This window comes from Ruegeria sp. CDSC045 (assembly GCF_059610725.1).
The window spans coordinates 605,062-627,666 of the sequence record NZ_JBXWOE010000001.1; the positions used below are offsets into that span (position 1 = coordinate 605,062).

A 22,605-nucleotide genomic window follows, 5' to 3' on the forward strand; every position below is an offset into this window, starting at 1 on the left:
CTCTACTCCGCCCAATGGACCGTCATGCCGCCCAACACAGCAGCAATCGGCGCCTCTTTGGGATGCAGGGACATGGCCCGGTCCAGCGCCTTGCGTTTGGTTTCCCCAAAAATCACCAGATGCTTAGACAATGCGCCGTCCAAGACCGGAGCCGTTAATGTAATCCGCGCCTCGGGCTGAACTTCGGGTCGGGCCACGGCCAAAGGTGGCGCATGCCCGTCCAATGCGGCGGCCAACCCGTCCATCCCCGGAAACAGCGAGGCGGTGTGCATATCTTCGCCCATACCCAGCATGAGAACCGAAAGAGGCAGCACAGGCGCAATCAAGCTCTCAATTTCGGGCAGCACCGATTCCGGATCTTTGCCATCCAGATACAGCGGCACATATTGCGCGACCGAGGCGCGATTGGTCAGCAAACGCTCTTGGATCAGCCGCGCATTTGCGCGATCGCTGTCGCTGGGCACGCACCGTTCATCCGTTGGCAGAATTCGGACCCGGTCCCAATCCAAATCAGCGGCACACAATCCGTCAAAGACCGGCCCGGGTGTGGTACCGCCCGGCACAGCAAAAGAGACCAGATCGTGATGCAGCAGCGCCGCCTCAAGATCTCCGGCGATAGCATTGGCCACGTCGATGGCTAGCATATCCCGGTCGGCGTATTCCTGAATTTTCATGGGTTTATCCCTTGCCAACGGCGACCGTCCCGTTTCATCAGCAGCTCGGCGTCGCCTGGCCCAGTGCTGCCGCTCTCATAAGGTTTCGGCACATCGCCACGCGCCTGCCATCCTGCGATGATCGGGTCTGTCCAGGCCCAGGCGGCCTCGACCTCATCACCGCGCATGAACAGCGTCTGATTGCCTCGGATCACATCCATCACCAGACGTTCATAGGCGTCTGGCGGGTCCTGGTTCTCGGCGCCCAGGGCCTCGGCAAAGCTCATGTCCAAGGGCACGTCGACCAAACGCATGCCGCCTTGCCCGGGCTCTTTGATCGTTACTTTCAGCGTGATGCCCTCATTTGGCTGCAGGCGGATCGACAGCGCATTCGCATGACGCCCGGCATCCGCTCCAAAGATCGAGTGCGGCGCGTCTTTGAACATCACATTGATCACCGAAGACCGGGCCACAAGGCGCTTGCCCGTGCGCAAGTAGAACGGTGTTCCCGCCCATCGCCAGTTGCTGATATGCGCCCGCAGCGCCACATAGCTTTCCGTGGTCGAGCGCGGATTTCCAACGGCATTGCGGTAACTTGAACTTTCGCCCTCAAACTGCCCCCGCACGATATGATGCGGCTTTACCGGGTCCAGAGCGCGAATGACCTTGAGCTTTTCATCACGCACCGCATCCGGGTCGAACTTGGCCGGAGGTTCCATGGCGATCAGGCACAAAAGCTGCATCAGGTGGTTCTGCATCATGTCGCGCATCGCGCCTGCGCGCTCGTAATACTCTTCACGGCCGTTAATTCCGACGGATTCGGCTACGGTGATCTGGATATGGTCGACATATTGGCTGTTCCAAAGTGGTTCGAACAACATGTTGCCGAACCGTACAGCCATCAGGTTTTGGACGGTTTCCTTGCCCAGATAGTGGTCGATTCGATAGATTTGACTTTCCCTGAAATGCGCGGCCAGCGTGGCATTCAAAGCCCGCGCACTTTCCAGATCATGGCCAAAGGGTTTTTCAACCACGATCCTCGTCTGCGGCGTTGTCAGATCATACGCCTCGATCCGTTCCGCCAGAGGGCCAAACAACCGCGGCCCCACCGAAAAATAGAACGCCCGAACCCGATCCGGCTGAAGTTTCTGCGCAAGCTCGGCCCAGCCATGATCCGCAACAGCATCCAATGTCACATAATCAACCCGCTGCAAAAACGCGTTCAGTGCAGCGGTGTCCTGACTGTGTCGTCCGGCATGTGACTCAAGCGAGTTGCGGACCAAATTGCGGAACTTGTCACGATCGTAATCCGTTCGGGCCGCCCCGATTACTTGCGCGCCTTCAGCCCACTGGCCAGCACAAAACCGGCGAAACAGAGCGGGCAGGATTTTACCCTGCGCCAGATCGCCGGTTCCGCCAAAAATGACCAGATCAAAGGGGTCTACAGGTATGACGCGAGAAACCATGTGTTTTCCTTACCTTGCCCTATGCTCAATGTCCAATGTTAGCGCAACCATTATTGCGGATTTCCGCGACATCAATTCTCTGTCAGTTCACCCATGTCTCACTTTGCGAAACGGTCTGAAACCTCTAATTCAAGGTGACAACAGAAAAGAACCGGAAACCGGAATGAAAGACAACGCCCCTCAGATCGTCAATATCGGCAAGTTTCAAAACAAATTGGTGACAGCGGATGGCCAGACTCGTGCCTCGGTGGCGTTGACCAACCCCGAGACGCTCTGGTTCAATACCGGGACTCTGTGCAACATCGAATGTGTGAACTGCTATATCGAAAGCAGCCCGACCAATGATGCGTTGGTCTATATCTCGGCGGGTGAAGTGCGGGACTATCTGGACCAGATCGAAGACAGAAACTGGCCCGTGCGTGAGATTGGCTTTACCGGTGGTGAGCCGTTCATGAACCCCGACATGATCGAGATGGCACGCGCTGCGCTGGAACGCGGCTATGAGGTGTTGATACTGACCAACGCGATGCGGCCAATGATGCGCCAGAAGATGCGCGAGGGATTGACTGAACTTCAGCGCGACTACGCTGGGAAACTGACGCTGCGGGTATCGCTCGACCATTATCGTGCCGACCTGCACGATAAGGAACGTGGCAAAGGCAGTTTTGACAAAACCGTGGAAGGTATGAAGTGGCTACGCGATGGCGGATTCCGGATGGCTGTTGCCGGCAGAACCGTATGGGGCGAGGACGATGAAAAAAGCCGTCAGGGATATGCTACGTTATTCAACCGCCACGGGTTTGGCATCGACGCGCATGACCGTGCGCGAACGGTCCTTTTCCCTGAAATGGACGAAACCGTCGAAGTGCCGGAAATTACCACCGCCTGCTGGGGTATCTTGGACAAATCACCCGCGACTGTGATGTGCGCCAGTGCCCGGATGGTGGTCAAACGCAAGGGCGCTGAAAAACCGGCCGTTCTGGCCTGCACGTTGCTGCCTTATGAGCCGGAATTCGAGATGGGGCATACGCTGGCCGAGGCGGAAGCGGACGTGCACCTTAACCATCCGCATTGTGCCAAATTCTGCGTTCTGGGCGGGGCCAGCTGCTCGGGTTGATCAGTTCAGTTCCGGCGATTTCCAGAATTTTGTACCCGACGCGCCCGCTGCCACACGCCACCCTGTCTTGGACAATGCAAAAAAGGACCGACCGTCGCTGAATCGCACGATTTCCGTCGTGTTTTCGTCGCCGTACATGGCACCGGTTTCGGCGGTCGCGTCATAGCCTTGAGTGATGAACTTATCCAGATCAGCAGATGTTTCGAACATGATCACAAATTTGGATTCAAAACCGCCGATGCCGATCGCTCCACCCACGCCGCCTGTTCCCATGTTCATATATGTGTGCTGGCCGGTGTCCTTTGACACCGCCACACCCCGCCCATACCCAGCCGAGACTGGAAACACCGTAACCTTGCGCGAGTCGAACACGGCATAGCCGGCACAGACCTCGTACAGTGATTGCGCTTCGGGATTTTCGGCCAGCAACTGATCCAGAATCTGCGTGGCCAATGTGTCCAGCTTGGCGCGCGTCTCTTCCGGAGTGGCCTCATTGCTTAGCAATTCGGTGGTCGAGTCGACCGTACCCTCAACAGCTTTCGCGCCTTTATCGATTGTCTCGCCAACGGTTTCGGCCCCTTGCCCGACAACGTCAGCCGCGTTTGCCGCGCCTTTTTTGATCTTGTCCAAAACTCCCTCAGCGGCGACTGGCCCACCAAGCAAAACGGCGGCGACAAACAGCAACATTCTGGGCATGCGGCATTTCCTTAGCTGATCAATGGCTTGGACACGACCCTAGCCTAAGAAAATCAAATGGAACACGCCCTTTCGTTACACAGCCAATAATCTGTCAGGGCGGCTAATTCACCCGAAACTCGCCAACTTGATTGCGCCACTCTCCGGGCGCGATCATCTTACGGTGCGTGAATTTTACGGAATGTAAGGGCCCTTCGATCTCTCGCTGCCAGAAATCAATGAACTCGAACAGTTTCGGATGATCCGGCGCCAGATCGTATTCCTGCCAGATGAAGGTGTTCAGAACATGGATATAGTCGGGCATGTGGTAGAATAATTCCGCCGTTGTCAGCCCATAACCTTTAAGCATCAATTCCGTTTCGCTGCGCTCCATTTCGACCTCAATATTAATTGCAAGGTCCCCCTATTGTATCACGAAAACACCCTAATCCTTAGTTAACAATATGTTACCGTGATGTTACCGGAGTTTCTCACTTGCAAAATGGTTGCTTGCTTGCACCTTATGTGCCGGGTCTGATAAGGTGTATCCACAAGATATAGAGTCTGCATACAGAACGGGCAGTTTACGTGAGCGATACGCCAGAAGTTCCTGAAAATATGGATGAAAACCCACCAGAACGCCCCGTTTACGGTGGCCCGACGGTCTCCATCGAATCCGAAATGCGCACGTCCTATCTGGACTATGCGATGTCGGTCATTGTTAGCCGTGCGATTCCTGATCTGCGCGATGGGTTGAAACCGGTACATCGGCGCATCCTTTACGCGATGCACGAGACCGGAAACACCCATGACAAATCCTATCGCAAATCGGCCCGTCCGGTCGGCGATGTGATGGGTAAATACCACCCCCACGGTGACAGCGCGATCTATGACGCGCTGGTGCGGATGGCGCAGGACTTCTCTATGTCGTTGCCGCTGCTGGATGGTCAGGGCAACTTTGGCTCGATGGACGGCGACAACCCGGCGGCCATGCGCTATACCGAAGTGCGGATGGACAAGCCCGCCGCCTCTCTGCTGGCGGATATCGAGAAAGACACCGTCGATTTTCAGGACAACTATGACGGCAAAGACAGAGAGCCGACAGTCCTGCCCGCACGGTTCCCGAACATGCTGGTCAACGGCGCTGGCGGCATTGCCGTGGGCATGGCGACCAATATCCCGCCGCACAATCTTGGTGAGGTGGTCGACGCCACCCTCGCCCTGATCGACGATCCCGATCTGACGTCCGAGCAGCTGATCGAGTATGTTCCAGGCCCCGACTTCCCGACCGGCGGCGTAATGCTGGGCCGGTCCGGCGCGCGCAAAGCCTATTTGGAAGGGCGCGGCAGCGTCATAATTCGCTCGAAGACCCGCGTCGAGGAAATCCGCAAAGACCGCTATGCCATCGTGGTTGATGAGATTCCATATCAGGTGAACAAGGCTTCGATGATCGAAAAGATCGCCGAGGCCGTGCGTGAGAAGAGGATTGAAGGCGTCAGCCACGTTCAGGACGAATCCGACCGTAACGGCGTACGCGTGGTGGTCGAACTGAAACGTGATGCCACGCCCGAAGTTGTATTGAACCAGCTTTTCCGTTTTTCGCCGATGCAAACCTCGTTTGGCTGCAACATGCTGGCGCTGAATGGTGGGCGACCCGAGCAACTGACTCTGCGCCGGTTCCTGACCTCCTTCATTGACTTCCGCGAGGACGTCGTCGCCCGTCGCACTGCGTACGACCTGCGCAAAGCCCGCGAACGCAGTCACATCTTGTGCGGTTTGGCCGTGGCAGTTTCGAATGTGGATGAGGTGGTTGCAACCATCCGCTCATCCGCTGACGCCGCGCAAGCGCGTGAAAAGCTGATGACCCGCCGCTGGCCCGCGGCTGAGATCGAAAGCTATCTGCGCCTGATCGACGACCCTCTGTCCATGATGAACGACGACGGCACCTATAACCTGACCGAAGTTCAGGCCCGCGCGATCCTCGACCTGCGCCTGCAGCGATTGACCCAGATCGGTGTCAAAGAGGTTACGGACGAACTGGAAGAACTGGCGGGTAAGATCCAGGAATACCTCGATATTCTGTCCTCACGAGAGCGCATCATGTCGATTATCGGAGATGAGCTGCGCAGCGTTCGTGAACAGTTTGCCGTGCCCCGTCGCACCGAGATCGTCGATTGGTCCGGCGACATGGAAGACGAGGACTTGATCGAGCGTGAGGATATGGTCGTGACCGTCACGTCGGGCGGCTACATCAAGCGTACTCCGCTGGCCGATTTCCGGGCGCAAAAACGTGGTGGCAAGGGCCTGTCGGGAATGCAGACCAAGGAAGAGGACGTCGTTACCAACCTTTTCGTGGCGAACACGCATACACAGTTGTTGTTCTTCACCACTGACGGGATGGTCTACAAGCTCAAGACCTGGCGTCTGCCGCAGTCGGGGCGCACTGGCAAGGGCAAGGCCATTGTCAACATCCTGCCGATTCCGACCGGGGTGTCCATCGCGGCGATCATGCCCGTGGATGTGCCGGACGAAGAATGGGAAAACCTGCAGATCATCTTTGCCACCAGCGCAGGCGATGTGCGCCGGAACCGACTGTCGGATTTCACCAATGTCCGCCGCAACGGCAAGATTGCGATGAAATTGCCCGAAGGCATCGAACTGGTGAATGCACGCATCTGCTCAGAAGACGAAGATGTGATGCTGGTCACCAATTCGGGCCGCGCAATCCGATTCCGCACCACTGATGTGCGCGTGTTCAACTCACGCGAATCCACCGGTGTTCGGGGCATAAGGCTGAGCAGTGGCGACCGTGTCGTCTCGATGTCGGTGATCCGCCACTTTGAAGCTGATCCGGATGAACGCGCCGCCTATCTCAAGATGCGCCGCGCAGTGGCAGGCATCGCCGATGACGGTGAGACGGATGAGGATGAAGCAACCCCCGGCACCATCACGCAAGAACGCTATGCCGAGATGTCTGCGGCCGAAAACATGATCCTGACGATTACCACTGGCGGTGCAGGCAAGCTGAGCTCCAGCCACGACTACCCGGTCCGCGGACGCGGCGGCATGGGTGTCGCGGCGATGGATAAGGCGATGCGCGGCGGGGCACTTGTGGCGTCGTTCCCGGTCGATATCGAAGATCAGATCATGCTGGCCACGTCCAAGGGTCAGTCGATCCGGGTCCCGATCGAAGGCATCTCGTTCCGCTCGCGGTCAGCAGGTGGCGTGAAGGTGTTCAACACCGGCAAAGGCGAAGAGGTTGTCAGCGTCGCCTGGATCGCCGATCAGGGTGACGAGGAAACCGAAGAGTAACGCGGCCGTCTAGAATTGCGGATCGTGGAACCTGTTTCCGCGATCCGTTTTATGTTTGGGGCTATTGGCCGTGGTCAGCCAGGCTCTCAAACCAGTTCAGGATCAGATCCGCCCATCCGGTTGGAACACTGTGTCCGCCTTGAAAACCAATCACTGACAAGGACCTTTCTTTTTCTACAACCGAACGGCATCCGTGATAAGTTCTTTGATCAAAGCCGTTTCCTTGGGTTAGATCGACCGTATCGCACCCCAATTTATAGGCCATTCCGTCTACAGCTTCGACAGCACCCATATAGTCATGTGCCCGAAGGGATGAGTCTGTCCCGGCAAATGGAATGACAGAGTCTGCGTAGCCATGCATATAAAGCAAATCAAAGTCGAAACTGGCCGTGGCACAGGGGCCAGGCTGACGGCGCATCGGCGTCCCGCCTATTGGCGCGAAGGTCTTAAGGCGCGGATCAACCTCGGAGCAAGCCAAATACCAGGCGAATGAACCGCCACGAGAATGTCCCGCGACTAGAATGCCATCCGGTTGGATGGAAAACCTTTGAATTGCATCTTCGACGACATCCGCGACAAACCGGAAATCATCCCGGCTGTATCGGGTAGAATCCCACACCCACCCAGTACCGGGGCCGTTTCGATATTCGATCTCCAATGCTGTTGGTGCGATCACCGCATAACCACGATTCAGAAAAGGTTGAACCAAATCAATGTTTTCTACCGTTTTTTGACCACTTCCGTTTGAGCCATGCAAGAACACGATGGCTGGAAAAGGTCCATCCCCGATTGGGATCAGGGCGTTATAGTGTCGGTCTGAAACCTGACAAGGCATGTCGGCACCACCGCAGTCGGTCACCTGATACAATTCGGAAAAGGACGCGTTTGGCCTATTGCCACGCAACGCCAAATAACCAGCGAGTGCTGCGATGCAGATTGTAACCAGCCTGACGACCAATGCAGGTTTCTTTGCGATTAAAATTTGTACAAGGCCCGGAACTTCGCCTCGAGATAGTCCAGCAGAGGCTCCGGCCCAGGTTCCATGCCACTGGCGCGTTGGATGATGTCGCGGGGGGCGTAAAGGCCGCCATGGCGTTGGAGGTTTTCGCGCAGCCAACCGGTGGCGCCCGACGTGTCACCCTCGGCCAGTCGAGTATCCAGATCGGGCAGCGCGGATCGCAGAGCCTGGTTCAGGCATCCGGCATAGACATTGCCCAGCGAGTAGGTCGGGAAATACCCGAACAGACCGACGGACCAATGGACATCCTGCAGACACCCGTTCGAGGGCTTATCAACCGCATAGCCGAAATCGGCCTTGAACCGGTCATTCCATGCGCCCTCAAGGTCGCTGACCTGCAGATCACCGCTCATCAACTCGCGCTCAAGGTCAAAGCGCAGCATGATGTGCAGGTTGTACTGCACCTCATCCGCCTCGGTGCGGATATATCCATTATGGACCCGGTTGACCGTGGCATAGAACGCATCGGCATCGGCGACGCCGAAATTGCCAAAAGCCTCGACCATCTGGCCAAACAGCCAGCCAGTATAGGCGCGTGATCGACCCAGTTGGTTTTCGTAAATCCGGCTCTGGCTTTCATGCACGCCCATCGACACGCCCTGCCCCAGCGGGGTCAAAAGGTAGGCTGGGTCGATGCCCTGTTCATAGGCGGCGTGGCCGACCTCGTGAATGGTTGAATAGAAACAGTTGAACGGATCGGTCTCGCTGGTGCGCGTGGTGATCCGCACGTCCAATCCGCTGCCCGAGCTGAACGGGTGAACGGCCTTGTCGACCCGGCCAGTGTTCAGGTCGTAACCGAATCCGGTGGCCAGCTTCTGTGACAGGCGCATCTGGGTCGCTGAGTCAAACGTCCCAGTCAGGGCGGCCGGTCCGGGCTGATCCAGTACGGCTGCTCGCAATGCCACCAGACGCGGACGCATCTGGTCAAAGATCGCAGCGATCTGAGTGCCGGTCGTATAGGGCTCGTAATCTTCGACCATGGCGTCATAGACATCGCCGCCCTGTGCCAGGGCCTGACCTTCCTGACGTTTGAGCGCCACAACCTCTTCCAGTACGGGCAAAAAGGCCGCCACATCCTCATCGGCGCGCGCCTGTGCCCATGTGCCCTGCGCGGCTGAGGTAACGCGTGCGATGGTCTTGGCCAAATCGGCGGGCACTTTCACGGTCCGCTCATAGGACCGGCGTATCTCGCGCAGTTGCGCGCGGGCGACATCGTCCTGCGGGTCGGCCTGCTCCAGCCACTCTGCCACACGCGGATCAGACCGTCGGGCATGCAAAACAGATTCGATCGCGGCCATTTCTTCTGCGCGCTGCGGTGCTGCGCCGCGGGGCATCACTGTTTCCTGATCCCATCCCAGACGCCCGGCAATCTGACCAAGTGCCGAGGTTTCACGTTGGAAGGCCATCAGTTCATCATAGGCAGTCATCTGGGTCAGGCTCCGCGGATCGAAGTTGCGATGGGATAGGCTGTCAGGAAGCGCGCACGCAGGGTCAGAGTCCACACGATCACGGCCATGAACTGGTGGAAAATGGCGATCTGCCAGGGGGCCGCGTAGATCACGGTCATGATCCCAACAACCACCTGCAGCGACAAGGCTGCGAACATCGTGTTGAAGGCAAAGCGCGTTTGCGGATGCGCACTGGAATTGCCACGACGCCAGACAACGATGGCAAAGATGAACAGCAGATAACCCGCGCAACGATGGATGAACTGCACAAGCCCCGGGCTTTCGAAAAAGTTCCGCCACATCGGTTCCAGTATCGCCGCGTCCGGCGGGAAAATCTGCCCGCCGATCAATGGCCAGTCGGTATAAGACCGCCCAGCGTCGATACCTGCGACAAGTGCACCGATGAGGATCTGCAGGAATGCGAAATGCATCAGGCCGGTAGACAGGGAAAACAGTTTGGCCTCTTTCGCGCGGCGGGCTTGCATCAGGTCACGCTCATCCCGGCCAAGTTCGAACATATACCAGGCGAGGAAACCCAAGATCACAAAGGCCAGACCCAGATGGATCGCCAGGCGATAGCTGGCAACGGCGATCATCCCCTCGCCCTGTGTCACGCCTGAGGCAACCATCCACCAGCCAACAGCGCCCTGTACCCCACCCAAAGCTCCGGGGATCACCAGCTTGCCGGTCCAGCCGGTGGGTATCTTGCGCGCAATAAGGAACCCGAAGAACCCAAGAGCCCAGACCAGCCCGATCACGCGGCCCAGTTGCCGGTGGCCCCATTCCCACCAATAGATGGATTTGAAATCCGCCAGCTCCATCCACTGGTTTTGGATGCGCCACTGGTCGATTTGCTTGTACTTGTCGAACTCGGCCTGCCAGTCGGTTTCGGTCATCGGCGGGACAGCCCCAGTGAGCGGGCGCCATTCGGTGATCGACAGCCCGCTATCGGTCAGGCGGGTCAGCCCACCGACCGCAATCATCACAACCACAAGCGCAAACAGGATCATCAGCCAGGCCCGGATAGCCTTACGCGCACCACCGCGGCCCCGGTCAATCATACCAGGTTGAACCGCTTGTTGTTTTTCAGAGTCTGAGACCTCTTCGAAGATGCTGCGCTTGCCGCTCATGCGTTCCTCATGTGTCTTGAATTTCGTTGCAAGCTAGGACCACCATGGGACGAGGTCCAGCCTTACCCTTTGTCTTTCCAACGGACCATCTGACGCATGACCCCGTGCAACATCTGCACATCCGCCCGCGTCATCCGCATCCGTGACCACAGATTGCGCAGATTGGTCTTCATGCTTTCGGCCTTTTCGGGGGGGTAAAAGAACCCCGCCTCTTCCAGCCGGTCTTCATAATGTTCGACCAGTTTTTCAACCTCGATGCCTGTGGCCCAGTCGCCTTTGCCCAGATCGGTTGCCTCATGCACGACGTCGCCTGTCTGGCGCATCCACTCATAGGCGGTCAGCAACACGCATTGCCCAAGGTTCAATGAGGCATATTCCGGATTCACCGGGACAGAGATGATGGCATTGGCCTTGGCGATATCCTCATTCTCAAGCCCTGCCCGTTCCGGGCCAAACAGCACGGCGACTTTTTCGCCCGCAGCGACCTTTTCGGCCGCGATCTGCATAGCGCGTTCGGGGCTGAAGACCGGCTTGGTCAACCCGCGCTGGCGGGCCGTAGTAGCAAAGACATAGGTACTGTCAGACAGCGCGCCAGCCAGATCGTCAAACAGCTGCGCCTCATCCAGCAGACGGCCCGCACCGCTGGACATCGCCACTGCCTTGGGGTTTGGCCAGCCATCACGTGGGGCCACGATCCGCATCCGGTCCAGCCCGAAATTCCACATCGCCCGCGCGGCGGCACCGATGTTTTCACCCATCTGCGGGCGCACGAGCACAAATGAGGGCTGGGATTTGTCGCTGGGCATGGTTGTCTCCGAAAACTGCGCCTGCTGTAATCGTCGCGCCAACGCAGGGCAAGCCATTGGCGGCGCCAATTCTGCCTGAAACAGGCATAAAAGTTTGCTTCCGGCCCGCAATCCGCTAAACCGCGCAAAAGACTTAAAGCTAAGGACGCGCCGATGGACACCCCCGAGCAGCCGCAGATTTACCTGATCACCCCGCCGACCATCACGTTGAGCACGTTCCCCGACCAACTGGCCCGCGTTCTGGACAGCACCGAAATCGCCTGCATCCGTCTGGCCCTTGCCGGGAATGACGAGGATACGATTGCCCGCGCCGCTGATGCCTGCCGCGAGGTGGCACATACGCGGGACGTGGCGCTGGTGATTTCCAACCACGTCCTGTTGGCGCAGCGTCTGGGTCTGGATGGGGTGCATCTGGATGACGGCGCGCGCTCGGTCCGGTATGTGCGTAAGGAATTGGGTGCCGATGCCATTGTCGGCTGCTTCTGCGGCACCTCCAGCCATGACGGCATGTCGGCTGGTGAGGCCGGGACGGATTATGTGGCCTTTGGCCCGGTTGGCACGTCCTCCTTGGGTGACGGAACCGTGGCCGAGCACGATCTGTTCCAGTGGTGGTCCGAGATGATCGAAGTGCCGGTTGTGGCAGAAGGCGGCCTGACCCCCGAATTGATCCGTGACCTCAGCCCCTGCACCGATTTCTTCGGCATCGGGGATGAGATCTGGTCACAGGATGACCCGGCCGCTGGACTGAACGACCTGATCACCGCCATGGGCTGAGCAGGATGTGAGCGTTAACCCTTGCACCCACGCCGGGGCTGCGGCATGACGTCGACATGACTCAGAACAGCGAAATTCTTTGTATCGGTTCTGTCCTGTGGGACGTGATCGGACGTTCTGCTAGCGCCATGCGGCAGGGGTCGGATGTTCCCGGCAGGATCACCCGCCTGCCCGGAGGCGTGGCAATGAACATTGCCATGACGCTGGTGCGGTTTGGCATGACGCCCACCCTGTTGACCGCCATTGGCCGCGATCCCGAAGGGGACGAGTTGGTCAACGCTTGCGCCCGACTGGGGATGGTAACCGATCACATCTATCGCTCGCAGGACCTGCCGACCGACCGATATATGGCTGTCGAGGGCGCCAATGGGCTGATTGCCGCGATAGCGGACGCTCATTCACTTGAGGCCGCTGGGGCAAAAATTCTGAAACCCCTGATGCAAGGCCCATTAGGCACAGAGACCATGCCATTTGATGGTCCTGTTGCTTTGGATGGCAACCTGACGCTGTCGCTTTTGGAAGAAATCGCGCAAAGCCCAGCCTTCGCCGGGGCCGACCTGCGCGTGGCACCGGCCTCACCCGGCAAGGCCGATCGCCTGCTGCCTTTCCTCAAGCATGCCCGCGCGACGCTTTATGTGAACCTCGAAGAGGCTGGCATCCTGTGCCAGCGCGAATTCGCGGATTCGGCGAGCGCCGCCAAGGGGCTACTGGATCGCGGCGCGCTGCGCGTGCTTGTGACCGATGGCGGCAGTTCAGCAACCGTTGCCAGCGCTGAGGAAATCTTGACCCAAAAACCCCCATCCGTTCTGGTCACCCGTGTGACCGGCGCGGGTGATACATTCATGGCGGCGCATATCGCATCCGAGGCCACCGGTGCCCCAAGCGATGAGGCCCTGTCACGTGCCCTGCATGCCGCCGCAACTTACGTTTCCGGAGAAACCCCACTGTGATCAACATTCAATATTCTGCCGAGGTCCGCGCCGCCAAAGACGCAGGCCAACCTATCGTTGCGCTGGAAAGCACGATCATCACCCACGGTATGCCCTACCCGCAGAACATCGAGGTTGCGGCACAGGTTGAACAAGACATCCGAGACGCGGGCGCTGTGCCAGCCACCATGGCGGTGATCAATGGTACGCTTCACGTCGGTCTGGAAGCCGAAGAGTTGAAAGCGCTGGGCCAAGCGCATGGGGTCGCCAAACTGTCCCGTGCCGATATGGCAGCCTGCATGGCAACCGGTGGCACCGGTGCAACAACGGTCGCCGCAACCATGATCGCCGCCCATCACGCCGGGATCGACGTTTTCGCCACCGGCGGTATTGGAGGCGTCCACCAAGGGGCTGAAACCTCGTTCGATATCTCTGCTGACCTGCACGAATTGGCCCATACCCCGGTCACGGTTGTTGCCGCAGGCGCCAAAGCCATCCTCGATCTGGCCAAGACGCTTGAGGTTCTGGAAACACTGGGCGTTCCGGTCATTGCCTATGGCCAGGACGAATTTCCGGCCTTCTGGTCGGCAAAATCCCCGCTGGCAGCCCCTCTGCGCATGGACAGTGCGGAAGACATCGCGCACGCACATGCGACCAGACGCGCGCTTGGCCTGCCCGGCGGCCAACTTGTCGCCAATCCGATCCCGGAGGCCGATCAGATCCCATCCGAGGAACTGGCCCCGATCATCGCCTCGGCACAGGCGGATGCAGATGTGCATCGGATCAGCGGTAAAGGGGTCACACCCTACCTGTTGCAACGGATTTATGAGCAGACCGAAGGTCGTTCTCTGACCGCCAATATCGCATTGGTCCGCAACAATGCCCGTCTGGCAGCCGGGATCGCCCGCGCCCTGTCCGCCAAGGCGGATTAACATATAGCTATTGTACCAAGGCCAAGGACTGCTTAACTAAATTCGCAAGCCACTCAGGACCGTAATGAACACTCCTTTTGACGAAGAACCCAACCGACAGCCCGGCCTGTTCTCACGGCTGCGCGCGTCCTTTCTGACGGGCATCGTCGTTATTGCGCCGGTGTGGTTGACGATCTGGCTGATCTGGTCTGTTGTCGGCTGGATCGACAGTGCGGTTCTGCCGCTGGTTCCCCACCAATTCCAGCCTGAACAATATGTTGGCATCAACCTGCGCGGTGTAGGTGTCATCTTTTTTCTGGTGTTCACCGTCGTGGTTGGCTGGGTTGCCAAGGGCATCCTGGGCCGATCCTTTATCTCGTTCACCGAAAGCCTGGTGAATAGGATGCCAGTCATCCGGTCCATCTATTCAGGCATCAAGCAGATTTCCGAGACCGTCTTTGCCCAGACTGAACGGTCATTTGAAAAAGCCTGTCTGGTTCAATATCCGCGCCGTGGCATCTGGGCCATCGGGTTCGTCTCGACCACCGCAAAGGGAGAAGTCAACGAACGCGCAGAAGCGGGTGGCGATCTGTACAGCGTGTTCATTCCGACGACACCCAACCCGACATCGGGGTTCTTGCTGTTCTTTCCGATCGAGGACGTCATCCTTTTGGACATGTCGATCGAAGATGCCGCCAAACTAGTGATTTCGGCCGGTCTTGTTTACCCGAACGACAAAGACCCGACCCAGCCACCAGAGTGATTATCCAAACATTTCCGGCAGATTGACCGTGCTGCGTGCACCCAGATCGGCCTTGTGATCTGTCAAAAACTGATCAGCTGCATTGCGGCCAGCTTCTTTGAGCTTATGCAGGACCACAGGGTTGGGCACTGTCTTGGTCGCGACCGAGAGGTCATTCATCAACGCGTCATCGGCAATCATGTGAACCAGAACACGGCTCATTTCGCCCGCTTTCAGCTTGCCATCCTCCAGCAAGCGCTGAACGAAGCTTATGGCCCTCAGTTCCCGAAACAGCGATGAGTTAAAGCCGATCTCATTGATCCGGTTCTGGATTTGCTGCGGCGTCTTGGGGATTTCTTCCCGTTCCAGGGGGTTGATGTTCACGATCACCACGTCCTCGGGCAGATCGGAATTGAACAAGGGATACAGAGCTGGATTACCGGTATATCCGCCATCCCAGTAAGCCTCGGTCCGGCCCGATTTTGGATCGAATATCTCGACCGCCTGAAACAGGGTTGGCAAACAGGCGGACGCAAGGATGGCCTCAGTCGACAGCTCATCCCCTGTGAACACCCGTATCTTTCCGCTGCGCACGCAAGTCGCGCAGACATACAGTCGCGGACCTTCGGCAGCGCATATTTCATCGAAATCAAAGCGCTCAACCACGGGCTCCAAGGGGTTACGGTAGAACGGCCCATAGGCATAAGGCGAAACCAACCGCGACCAGGCGTCGCCTACAGCAAACGGCAGCGAATTTTCGATGGACTGTGCGATATGTGAGGGCTCAAACGCACGCATCCAGTTGGTCAGGTTCGTATCGTCGACGGCCCCCATACGGGCCCAGAGCGCATCCAGATTGGCGCGCGCGCCCTCCCGGCCGCCCCGTACCATGCCGGACTTATAGGCCGCACCGTTCAGTGCGCCTGCCGATGTTCCGGTGATCGCCGCGACTTCGATATCATCTTCGTCCAGCAGACGATCCAGCACACCCCAAGTGAACGCTCCGTGCGCGCCGCCGCCCTGCAAAGCCAGATTGATACGTTTCACTGCCCTACTCCCCAAGGCTCAGAGCGCGGTCCACCCGCCATCAACTGAAATCGTCGTGCCGGTGATCTGCGCCGCCGCATCCGAGCACAGAAAGACCGTCGTACCGCCCAGTTGTTCGACCGTAGCGAATTCTTTCGAAGGTTGCCGCTTTAGCAGGACATTCTTCACGACATCCTCACGGCTCATATCGTATTCTTTCATCGTATTGGGTATCTGCTCTTCGACCAGCGGCGTCAGCACATATCCCGGGCAAATCGCATTACAGGTAATCGGCTCTTGTGCGGTCTCGAGGGCTACGGTTTTGGTCATCCCGACTACACCGTGCTTGGCCGCGATATAGGCGGCTTTGAAAGGCGATGCCGTCAACCCATGGGCCGATGCAATATTCACCACCCGTCCCCAGCCCGCCTTGCGCATCATCGGCAACCCGGCGGCAGTGGTGTGAAAGGCCGAGTTCATGTTGATCGCAATGATCGCGTCCCATTTGTCGGTTGGAAACTGATCAATCGGCGCCACATGCTGAATGCCGGCATTGTTGACCAGGATATCGCAGGCTCCAGCCTTTTCGATCAGCGCCCGACACTCGTCACCCTTGGACATGTCCGCTTTGATATAGCGCGCGTTGGTTCCGGTTTCCTGCCCGATCTCTGCGGCCAGAGCATGATCTTCGTCGCGGTCAGTAAACGAATTCAGCACCACATCCGCCCCGGCCTTGGCCAGCTCGCGGGCGATGCCCAGCCCGATGCCCGAATTCGATCCTGTGATGATTGCTGTTTTGCCTGAAAGACTCATGGGTGCTCTCCGTCAGATTCCGTGTTGACGGCACAGTGCCATGCTGCACCTGCAAAGAAAACGGGGAAAGATTGGCCGCGCTGTATCAGTGAAAATCGCACAAAAAAAACGCCCGCACGAAGCGGGCGTTAAGTTATTGAGGCAGGTTTCATACAGGCAAGAAACCTATCGAGCAGTACGCCCTTTATAAGCAATTCCACGCCTTCGTCCAAGCTAAAAGTTTGATAATATGAAAAATCATGGCTACGGTGAATCCCAACAAAATAAGGCCAGAGCAGGATTGTTTCCAAAATGAGCCCCGATTTTCTTCGCCCCGTTCGCCCTATGATCGCGGGAATCGTTAGTGTTTTTGCCGTTGCAGCAGCCCATGCAGAATCGACCCATGGCATAGCTATGTATGGTGACCCTGCCCTTCCACCGGATTTTGTGTCGCTACCCTATGTCAATGCTGATGCACCCAAAGGCGGCAAAGTCGTATTTGGAAATACCGGCGGCTATAACAGTCTTAACCCGTTTGTGCAAAAAGGCACGTCACCCTGGCAGTTGCGATTTTGGACCCATGAAAGCCTGATGGGGCGTTCCTGGGACGAACCTTTCACTCTTTACGGGTTGTTAGCCGAATCAGTTGAGACGGCTCCGGACCGATCCTGGGTCGAATTTACCCTGCGAGAGAACGCCCGATTCTCGGATGGATCACCGGTCACTGTCGAGGATGTCATCTGGTCATATGAGACTTTGGGAACCGAAGGGCATCTGAGATATCGCGGCCTTTGGGGAAAGATCGACAGTATCGAACAAACCGGACCGCGTTCCGTTCGCATCACGTTTAACGACCCCGACCGCGAGCTTGCGCTGATCGCCGGGATGCGCCCGATCCTTCAGAAGGCACAGTGGGAGGGTAAAGACTTTGCCGACGCGCCGCTGCAAGACATCCCTCTGGGGTCTGGACCGTATGTCATCGACGGGTACGAAGCTGGACGGTATGTGAACCTGCGTCGCAATCCGGATTACTGGGGCGCTGACATTCCGTTTCGGCGCGGCACCATGAATCTGGATGAGATGCGGATCGAGTTCTACGGGGATGGCACAGTCGCATTCGAGGCCTTCAAAGCAGGCGAGCTCTCAGCCGTGCGCGAGTTTAACGCCGATAAGTGGAACAACCAGTATGACTTCCCCGCGGTACAGCGCGGCGATGTGGTGAAAACCGAAATCCCGCATCGCAAGCCTTCGGGCATGACCGGATTTGTCATGAATACGCGCAAGCCACCCTTCGATGATTGGCGCGTGCGCGAGGCTCTGACTCTGGCTTTCAATTTCGAATTCATCAACGACACCGTCACCGGAAGCGCGCAACCGCGGATAACCTCGTATTTCTCGGGCTCGGATCTGGCGATGCAGCCCGGTACTGCCACCGGTCAGGTGGCTGAGCTGCTGCAGCCATACGCCGATACACTGTTGCCCGGTACACTGGAAGGTTACGAGCTTCCGAAAGGTGACGGTTCGGAACGCAACAGGGCCAATCTGCGCAAGGCAACCAAGCTGCTGCAAGAGGCTGGCTGGACAGTTCAGGATGGCGTGTTGCGAAACGCAGATGGCGAAGCGTTCATCGTTGACATGGTCATCAGCCAGGGCAGCCTCAACGTTGTCCAGAATGTCGGAACCATCGCAGAAATCTATGCGCGTACGCTTGAACGGCTTGGCATCGAGCTTACAGTCGAAAAAATCGACGACGCACAATACACCTCTCGGATGGATGCCCATGATTTTGACATGACCCCATTTCGCCGGGCTCTTTCCCTGTCGCCGGGCAACGAACAACGCCTGTATTGGGGCAGTGAAAATGCCGACACGGCAGGAACACGTAACCTGATGGGGGTTCAGTCACTAGCAGTGGACGGTTTAATCGATACGATGCTGGCCTCTGAAAGCCACGAAGATTTCGTGTCTGCGACCCGCGCGCTGGATCGCGTTCTAACCGCTGGCCGGTATGTCATCCCGATCTGGAGCTTTGACGTCGGCCGGATTGCACATGCGCGTGAGCTGAAACAGCCGGAAACCCTGCCCATATACGGTGACGGGCCGGAATACATGCCGCAGGTCTGGTGGTACGAGGAATAGCGCCTCAAAAGAGGCGGCCCCGTCCTTTCCTAATTGCTAACTGTCCGTGCCAATCTCGTTCAAGAGGATCGCAACCGCTGCAGATGTGATGCAATAAGACCCGTTCGGCGTTTGCTGTGTGGGTCTCATACCCTTCGGCGGATTCTGGCACAGACCCGCAGTACCACGACATGCAGGTAAATGCTGTGGGCATTCCGCTATAAATTGATGCGATCCCTAGTTTCAGACAAATTTGAAAAATTTCAACAAGGGGCTTTACGTAACGGGTTCGAAAGATATAGCCTGCGACTAGTACAAATGTATCCAATTTGAATTACGCCAAACATTACCGACACATAGCTGTGTTACAACATCAGGAACAGTATTTTCGGACCAGCCTCCACTCACTCAAAACTATTTGGTCCGTAGGCCCGTCTCAGATTTCCTGTGGCGGGCCTAACTGATTTAAACTTCGCACGCTCAAGGTGCGACATTTTGCCATAGCCCTACCTGCAAACACCATTCGTACCCTGAATTCAGGGCCGAGCAGATCTGTAGCCAGACAAACAGAAAGCCCAATAGATGTTTAAGTGGAACGATCTGACGCAAGATTGGAATGAAATGTACGCCCGTGCAAAACGGCGGTTTCCCAATTTGCGCGACCGAGACATGGATGCGGTAGGGCGCGACCGTGCGCAATTCGAGGCTTATCTGGCCGAACGTCATCATCTGACGGTGAACGAGGCACATGAAGAGCTTGAGGATTTCCTGTTCACCGAAGCGCTAACTCGTGAAGTCACCAAACATCTAGGTAAGTGACGTCACCCACAGGATCATCGCGTCTTCTTCACTGACCGAAACGACATTATGCCCCATGCTGCCGTCGTAATAGGCGCTGTCACCGCGGCGCATTTCGACGGGTTCGTAGAACTCGGTATACAGGCGAACAACACCCGTCAGCACGTACAGGAATTCTTCGCCATCGTGGCGGACCCACCCGTCAAACTCATCCATCGACCGGGCACGTACACGGGCGCGATAGGGCAGCATCTGCTTTTTCGTAAGCGTCTCAGCCAGCAGTTCGTGCTCGTATGTTGTGGTTGCGTGGCTGGTACCTTGCCCCATCCGGGTCACGGCCATACGCCCGATCACCTGCTCGCGCTGTGGCGGCGTGAACAGCTGCGGAACAGAGATTTCCAGCCCGATCGCCAGCTTCTTCAGCGCATCATATGTAGGCGACATCTGCCCGTTTTCGATTTTGCTGAGCGTTGAACGCGCCAATCCCGCCTGATTGGCCGCTTGTTCCAAAGTCCAGTTACGCGCCTTGCGCAATTCACGCACACGGACGCCAAGGTCCAGCGGTTCGACCTCTGTATGCTCGCCCGAGTTTCGGGCAATTCGGATCAGAGATGTCTGCTCTTTGGTTCTCATGCGCCACTCTATAGGGCCAGCCTGTCCCGCTTGCAACGCAGCAGTTGCCGCGTTAGCCAGACGCCATGCTTTCCCTGTTCGATCAAGGCCCGCCCAAGGCCTGCCCCACCCCTTTCAATCTGGCCGCGCATGTGTTGCGTCAAGCAGATCGCAATGGCGACAAGATTGCCTTGTCGGTACTTGGCGCAACGTCGGCACAGAACTGGAGCTTTGCTGCGTTGAAACGCGCGATCCTTGCAACCGGTACAGGTCTGCTGCGGGCCGGTTTGAAACCGGGCGATCTGGTCTTGATGCGTTTGGGGAACACGGTTGATTTCCCAATAACCTATCTGGGTGCAATCGCGGTCGGCATTGTACCCGTGCCGACATCGTCACAGCTGACACAGCCGGAAACGGCAAAGATCATCCAAGATCTGAAGCCCGCCGCCATACTCCGCGATCCCGATATCGCCAGCGCGGATCACCCGAACCAAATATCTTTGAGCCAACTGCGCGAGATGCGCGATCTACCTCTGGCCGAGTTTCGGATGGGCGACCCCGAAGACATGGCTTATGTGGTCTATACTTCTGGCACCTCGGGTAAGCCAAGGGCCGTTGCACATGCCCATCGTGCAATTTGGGCGCGGCAGATGATGGTGGATGGGTGGTACGGCCTGCAGGAAACGGATCGATTGTGCCATGCAGGTGCGTTCAACTGGACCTATACGTTGGGGACAGGACTGATGGATCCCTGGACCATTGGCGCGACAGCGCTGATACCGGAGCCCGGCACCGATCTGTCGACCCTACCCGATATGCTGCGCAATCACCGTGCCACGATTTTTGCTGCAGCTCCTGGCGTGTTTCGGAAAATTTTGAACGAAGCAAACGATCTGCACCTTCCCGATCTGAGGCACGGTCTTTGCGCTGGTGAAAAACTCTCACGGCATCTGCACCAGAAATGGACACGGATCACCGGGCGCGAGTTGTATGAAGCTTTTGGAATGTCCGAATGCTCGACCTTCATCTCTTCAAGCCCAGCCTATCCGGCACGTGGCGATGCACTGGGGCAACCACAACCGGGGCGGCGTGTGGCAATTCTGGGTCCAGACGGGCCGGTTCCACAGGGGAAAGAAGGGACCATTGCCATCCACCGATCAGACCCCGGCCTAATGCTGACCTATCTCAACGCGCCGGACGAAGCGCTGGCCAGGATGCAGGGCGAGTGGTTTCTGACCGGCGATCAGGGTGCAATGGCAGTTGATGGTCAGATCACCTATCTTGGCCGAGACGATGATATGATGAATGCAGGCGGCTACCGGGTCTCACCGATCGAGGTCGAGGCCACATTGTCCCGATATCCCGGCATCACGCAGGTCGGCGCGGCCGCCGTTGAGGTCAAGCAGGACAGTTTTGTCATAGTGGCATTCTATACCGGGCCGGAAAAGCTGGACGAGGACGCCCTGCGCGCCTATGTCGAGACAAATCTGGCGCGCTATAAGCAACCGCGCGCCTTTATCCATCTGCCTCAGCTGCCAACAGGCGGCAATGGCAAACTTTTGCGCCGGGCGCTGCCGGCCTATTTCAAGGCGACCAATACATGACCCAGACCGTCAAGCTCGACATCATGTCTGACCCGATCTGCCCCTGGTGCTATATTGGCAAGACTCATCTGGACAAAGCGTTGGCTGCAACTCCGGATCATCCATTCATCATTGAATGGCACCCCTTTCAGCTGAACCCCGATATGCCGGTCGAAGGCATTGATCGGCGTGAATACTTGGAGCGCAAATTCGGCGGCAAAGACGGAGCCATCCGTGCGTATGCCCCGGTGGTCGAGCATGCCGAAAATGCAGGGTTGGGCATCGACTTTGAGGGGATGAAGCGCACCCCGAACACGCTGGATGCTCATCGGCTGATCCACTGGGCCGGGATCGAAAACAAGCAGAACGCTATAGTTGATGCCCTGTTTCAGGCCTATTTTGTACAGGGTCGCGATATCGGCGACCACGAGGTTCTGGCGGATATTGCCGACAGTCAGGGGATGGACGCCGCCGTCGTCATGAAGCTGCTGAAATCCGACGCCGACCGCACCGACATCAGCAACCGTGACGCGCATTCCCGGCAGATGGGTGTGACGTCGGTACCGACTTTTATCGTTGCCAACCAACATGCTGTCCCCGGCGCGCAACCACCGGAAATGTGGGAACGCGTGATCAGTGAAATCATGTCTCAAATCGAGGCTTCCCCTGCAAAATAGCACAGCCTCCTGTGCATT

At 57.5% G+C, this 22,605-nt stretch carries 21 protein-coding genes; 10 read left to right on the forward strand and 11 right to left on the reverse strand.

What is annotated here, in order from left to right; all coding sequences use genetic code 11:
* Window positions 1–2: 2 nt before the first annotated feature.
* Window positions 3–674: a 6-phosphogluconolactonase gene (gene pgl / locus AC2FH6_RS03030; RefSeq protein ID WP_142633575.1), complete on the reverse strand. Its 672-nt coding sequence runs from the start codon at window positions 672–674 to the stop codon at window positions 3–5.
* Window positions 671–2,119: a glucose-6-phosphate dehydrogenase gene (zwf, locus tag AC2FH6_RS03035; protein WP_496701123.1), complete on the reverse strand. Its 1,449-nt coding sequence runs from the start codon at window positions 2,117–2,119 to the stop codon at window positions 671–673. Before zwf ends, pgl begins: the two co-directional genes overlap by 4 nt.
* A 163-nt stretch (window positions 2,120–2,282) precedes the next feature.
* On the opposite strand from zwf, the gene AC2FH6_RS03040 reads away from it, so the two are divergent.
* Window positions 2,283–3,236, forward strand: coding sequence for a radical SAM protein (locus AC2FH6_RS03040; RefSeq protein WP_496701125.1), 954 nt, complete (start codon window positions 2,283–2,285; stop codon window positions 3,234–3,236).
* Here the strand turns inward: AC2FH6_RS03040 and AC2FH6_RS03045 are convergent, their stop codons facing one another.
* A complete protein-coding gene (locus tag AC2FH6_RS03045; RefSeq protein WP_496691173.1) occupies window positions 3,237–3,932 on the reverse strand; it encodes a lipid-binding SYLF domain-containing protein in 696 nt (231 codons plus the stop codon).
* 103 nt (window positions 3,933–4,035) lie between these two features.
* Complete coding sequence (locus tag AC2FH6_RS03050) at window positions 4,036–4,305, reverse strand: usg protein (protein ID WP_142633572.1); 270 nt, start codon at window positions 4,303–4,305, stop codon at window positions 4,036–4,038.
* A 224-nt stretch (window positions 4,306–4,529) separates the two neighbouring features.
* Here AC2FH6_RS03050 and gyrA point away from each other — a divergent pair, with 224 nt between their 5' ends.
* Window positions 4,530–7,223: a DNA gyrase subunit A gene (gyrA, locus tag AC2FH6_RS03055; RefSeq protein ID WP_496701510.1), complete on the forward strand. Its 2,694-nt coding sequence runs from the start codon at window positions 4,530–4,532 to the stop codon at window positions 7,221–7,223.
* Between the two features lie 61 nt (window positions 7,224–7,284).
* Here gyrA and AC2FH6_RS03060 read toward each other — a convergent pair whose 3' ends face one another.
* The 4 genes from AC2FH6_RS03060 to AC2FH6_RS03075 all read right to left on the reverse strand — a co-directional run bounded on the left by AC2FH6_RS03060 (window position 7,285) and on the right by AC2FH6_RS03075 (window position 11,625).
* Complete coding sequence (locus AC2FH6_RS03060; protein WP_496701127.1) at window positions 7,285–8,181, reverse strand: CE1 family esterase; 897 nt, start codon at window positions 8,179–8,181, stop codon at window positions 7,285–7,287.
* 17 nt (window positions 8,182–8,198) lie between these two features.
* Window positions 8,199–9,668 (reverse strand): carboxypeptidase M32, encoded by a 1,470-nt coding sequence (locus tag AC2FH6_RS03065; protein ID WP_496701129.1) that lies wholly within the window; start codon window positions 9,666–9,668, stop codon window positions 8,199–8,201.
* Between the two features lie 5 nt (window positions 9,669–9,673).
* On the reverse strand, window positions 9,674–10,819 hold the full coding sequence (gene ctaA, locus AC2FH6_RS03070; RefSeq protein ID WP_496701130.1) for a heme A synthase: 1,146 nt from the start codon (window positions 10,817–10,819) through the stop codon (window positions 9,674–9,676).
* Between the two features lie 62 nt (window positions 10,820–10,881).
* Entirely contained in the window at window positions 10,882–11,625 is a 744-nt protein-coding gene (locus AC2FH6_RS03075) for an RNA methyltransferase (RefSeq protein ID WP_281972025.1), read from the reverse strand.
* A 153-nt stretch (window positions 11,626–11,778) separates the two neighbouring features.
* On the opposite strand from AC2FH6_RS03075, the gene AC2FH6_RS03080 reads away from it, so the two are divergent.
* The 4 genes from AC2FH6_RS03080 (at window position 11,779) to AC2FH6_RS03095 (ending at window position 15,002) form a co-directional block, all read left to right on the forward strand.
* The gene (locus tag AC2FH6_RS03080; protein WP_496675816.1) at window positions 11,779–12,399 is read left to right on the forward strand and encodes a thiamine phosphate synthase; all 621 of its coding nucleotides are present in this window, start codon (window positions 11,779–11,781) and stop codon (window positions 12,397–12,399) included.
* Window positions 12,400–12,455: 56 nt separating this feature from the next.
* Window positions 12,456–13,349 (forward strand): PfkB family carbohydrate kinase, encoded by an 894-nt coding sequence (locus AC2FH6_RS03085; RefSeq protein ID WP_281972023.1) that lies wholly within the window; start codon window positions 12,456–12,458, stop codon window positions 13,347–13,349.
* The gene (locus AC2FH6_RS03090) at window positions 13,346–14,260 is read left to right on the forward strand and encodes a pseudouridine-5'-phosphate glycosidase (protein ID WP_496675820.1); all 915 of its coding nucleotides are present in this window, start codon (window positions 13,346–13,348) and stop codon (window positions 14,258–14,260) included. The genes AC2FH6_RS03085 and AC2FH6_RS03090 overlap by 4 nt, the downstream gene beginning before the upstream one ends.
* 64 nt (window positions 14,261–14,324) lie before the next feature.
* On the forward strand, window positions 14,325–15,002 hold the full coding sequence (locus AC2FH6_RS03095) for a DUF502 domain-containing protein (RefSeq protein ID WP_142633557.1): 678 nt from the start codon (window positions 14,325–14,327) through the stop codon (window positions 15,000–15,002).
* Here AC2FH6_RS03095 and AC2FH6_RS03100 read toward each other — a convergent pair whose 3' ends face one another.
* Together AC2FH6_RS03100 and AC2FH6_RS03105 are read right to left on the reverse strand one after the other, a co-directional pair.
* On the reverse strand, window positions 15,003–16,028 hold the full coding sequence (locus AC2FH6_RS03100; RefSeq protein ID WP_496701132.1) for a patatin-like phospholipase family protein: 1,026 nt from the start codon (window positions 16,026–16,028) through the stop codon (window positions 15,003–15,005).
* A gap of 18 nt (window positions 16,029–16,046) precedes the next feature.
* The gene (locus tag AC2FH6_RS03105) at window positions 16,047–16,820 is read right to left on the reverse strand and encodes a 3-hydroxybutyrate dehydrogenase (RefSeq protein ID WP_496701134.1); all 774 of its coding nucleotides are present in this window, start codon (window positions 16,818–16,820) and stop codon (window positions 16,047–16,049) included.
* A 291-nt stretch (window positions 16,821–17,111) separates the two neighbouring features.
* On the opposite strand from AC2FH6_RS03105, the gene AC2FH6_RS03110 reads away from it, so the two are divergent.
* Window positions 17,112–18,938: an extracellular solute-binding protein gene (locus AC2FH6_RS03110; RefSeq protein WP_496701135.1), complete on the forward strand. Its 1,827-nt coding sequence runs from the start codon at window positions 17,112–17,114 to the stop codon at window positions 18,936–18,938.
* A 561-nt stretch (window positions 18,939–19,499) separates the two neighbouring features.
* On the forward strand, window positions 19,500–19,736 hold the full coding sequence (locus AC2FH6_RS03115; RefSeq protein ID WP_142633552.1) for a hypothetical protein: 237 nt from the start codon (window positions 19,500–19,502) through the stop codon (window positions 19,734–19,736).
* On the opposite strand, the gene AC2FH6_RS03120 is transcribed toward AC2FH6_RS03115, so the two are convergent.
* On the reverse strand, window positions 19,725–20,348 hold the full coding sequence (locus AC2FH6_RS03120) for a helix-turn-helix domain-containing protein (RefSeq protein WP_142633550.1): 624 nt from the start codon (window positions 20,346–20,348) through the stop codon (window positions 19,725–19,727). The two genes, AC2FH6_RS03115 and AC2FH6_RS03120, sit on opposite strands and share 12 nt — an antisense overlap.
* Window positions 20,349–20,413: 65 nt before the next feature.
* On the opposite strand from AC2FH6_RS03120, the gene AC2FH6_RS03125 reads away from it, so the two are divergent.
* Complete coding sequence (locus tag AC2FH6_RS03125) at window positions 20,414–21,931, forward strand: class I adenylate-forming enzyme family protein (RefSeq protein ID WP_496701137.1); 1,518 nt, start codon at window positions 20,414–20,416, stop codon at window positions 21,929–21,931.
* On the forward strand, window positions 21,928–22,587 hold the full coding sequence (locus AC2FH6_RS03130) for a DsbA family oxidoreductase (protein ID WP_496701138.1): 660 nt from the start codon (window positions 21,928–21,930) through the stop codon (window positions 22,585–22,587). Before AC2FH6_RS03125 ends, AC2FH6_RS03130 begins: the two co-directional genes overlap by 4 nt.
* The last annotated feature ends 18 nt before the right edge of the window (window positions 22,588–22,605 follow it).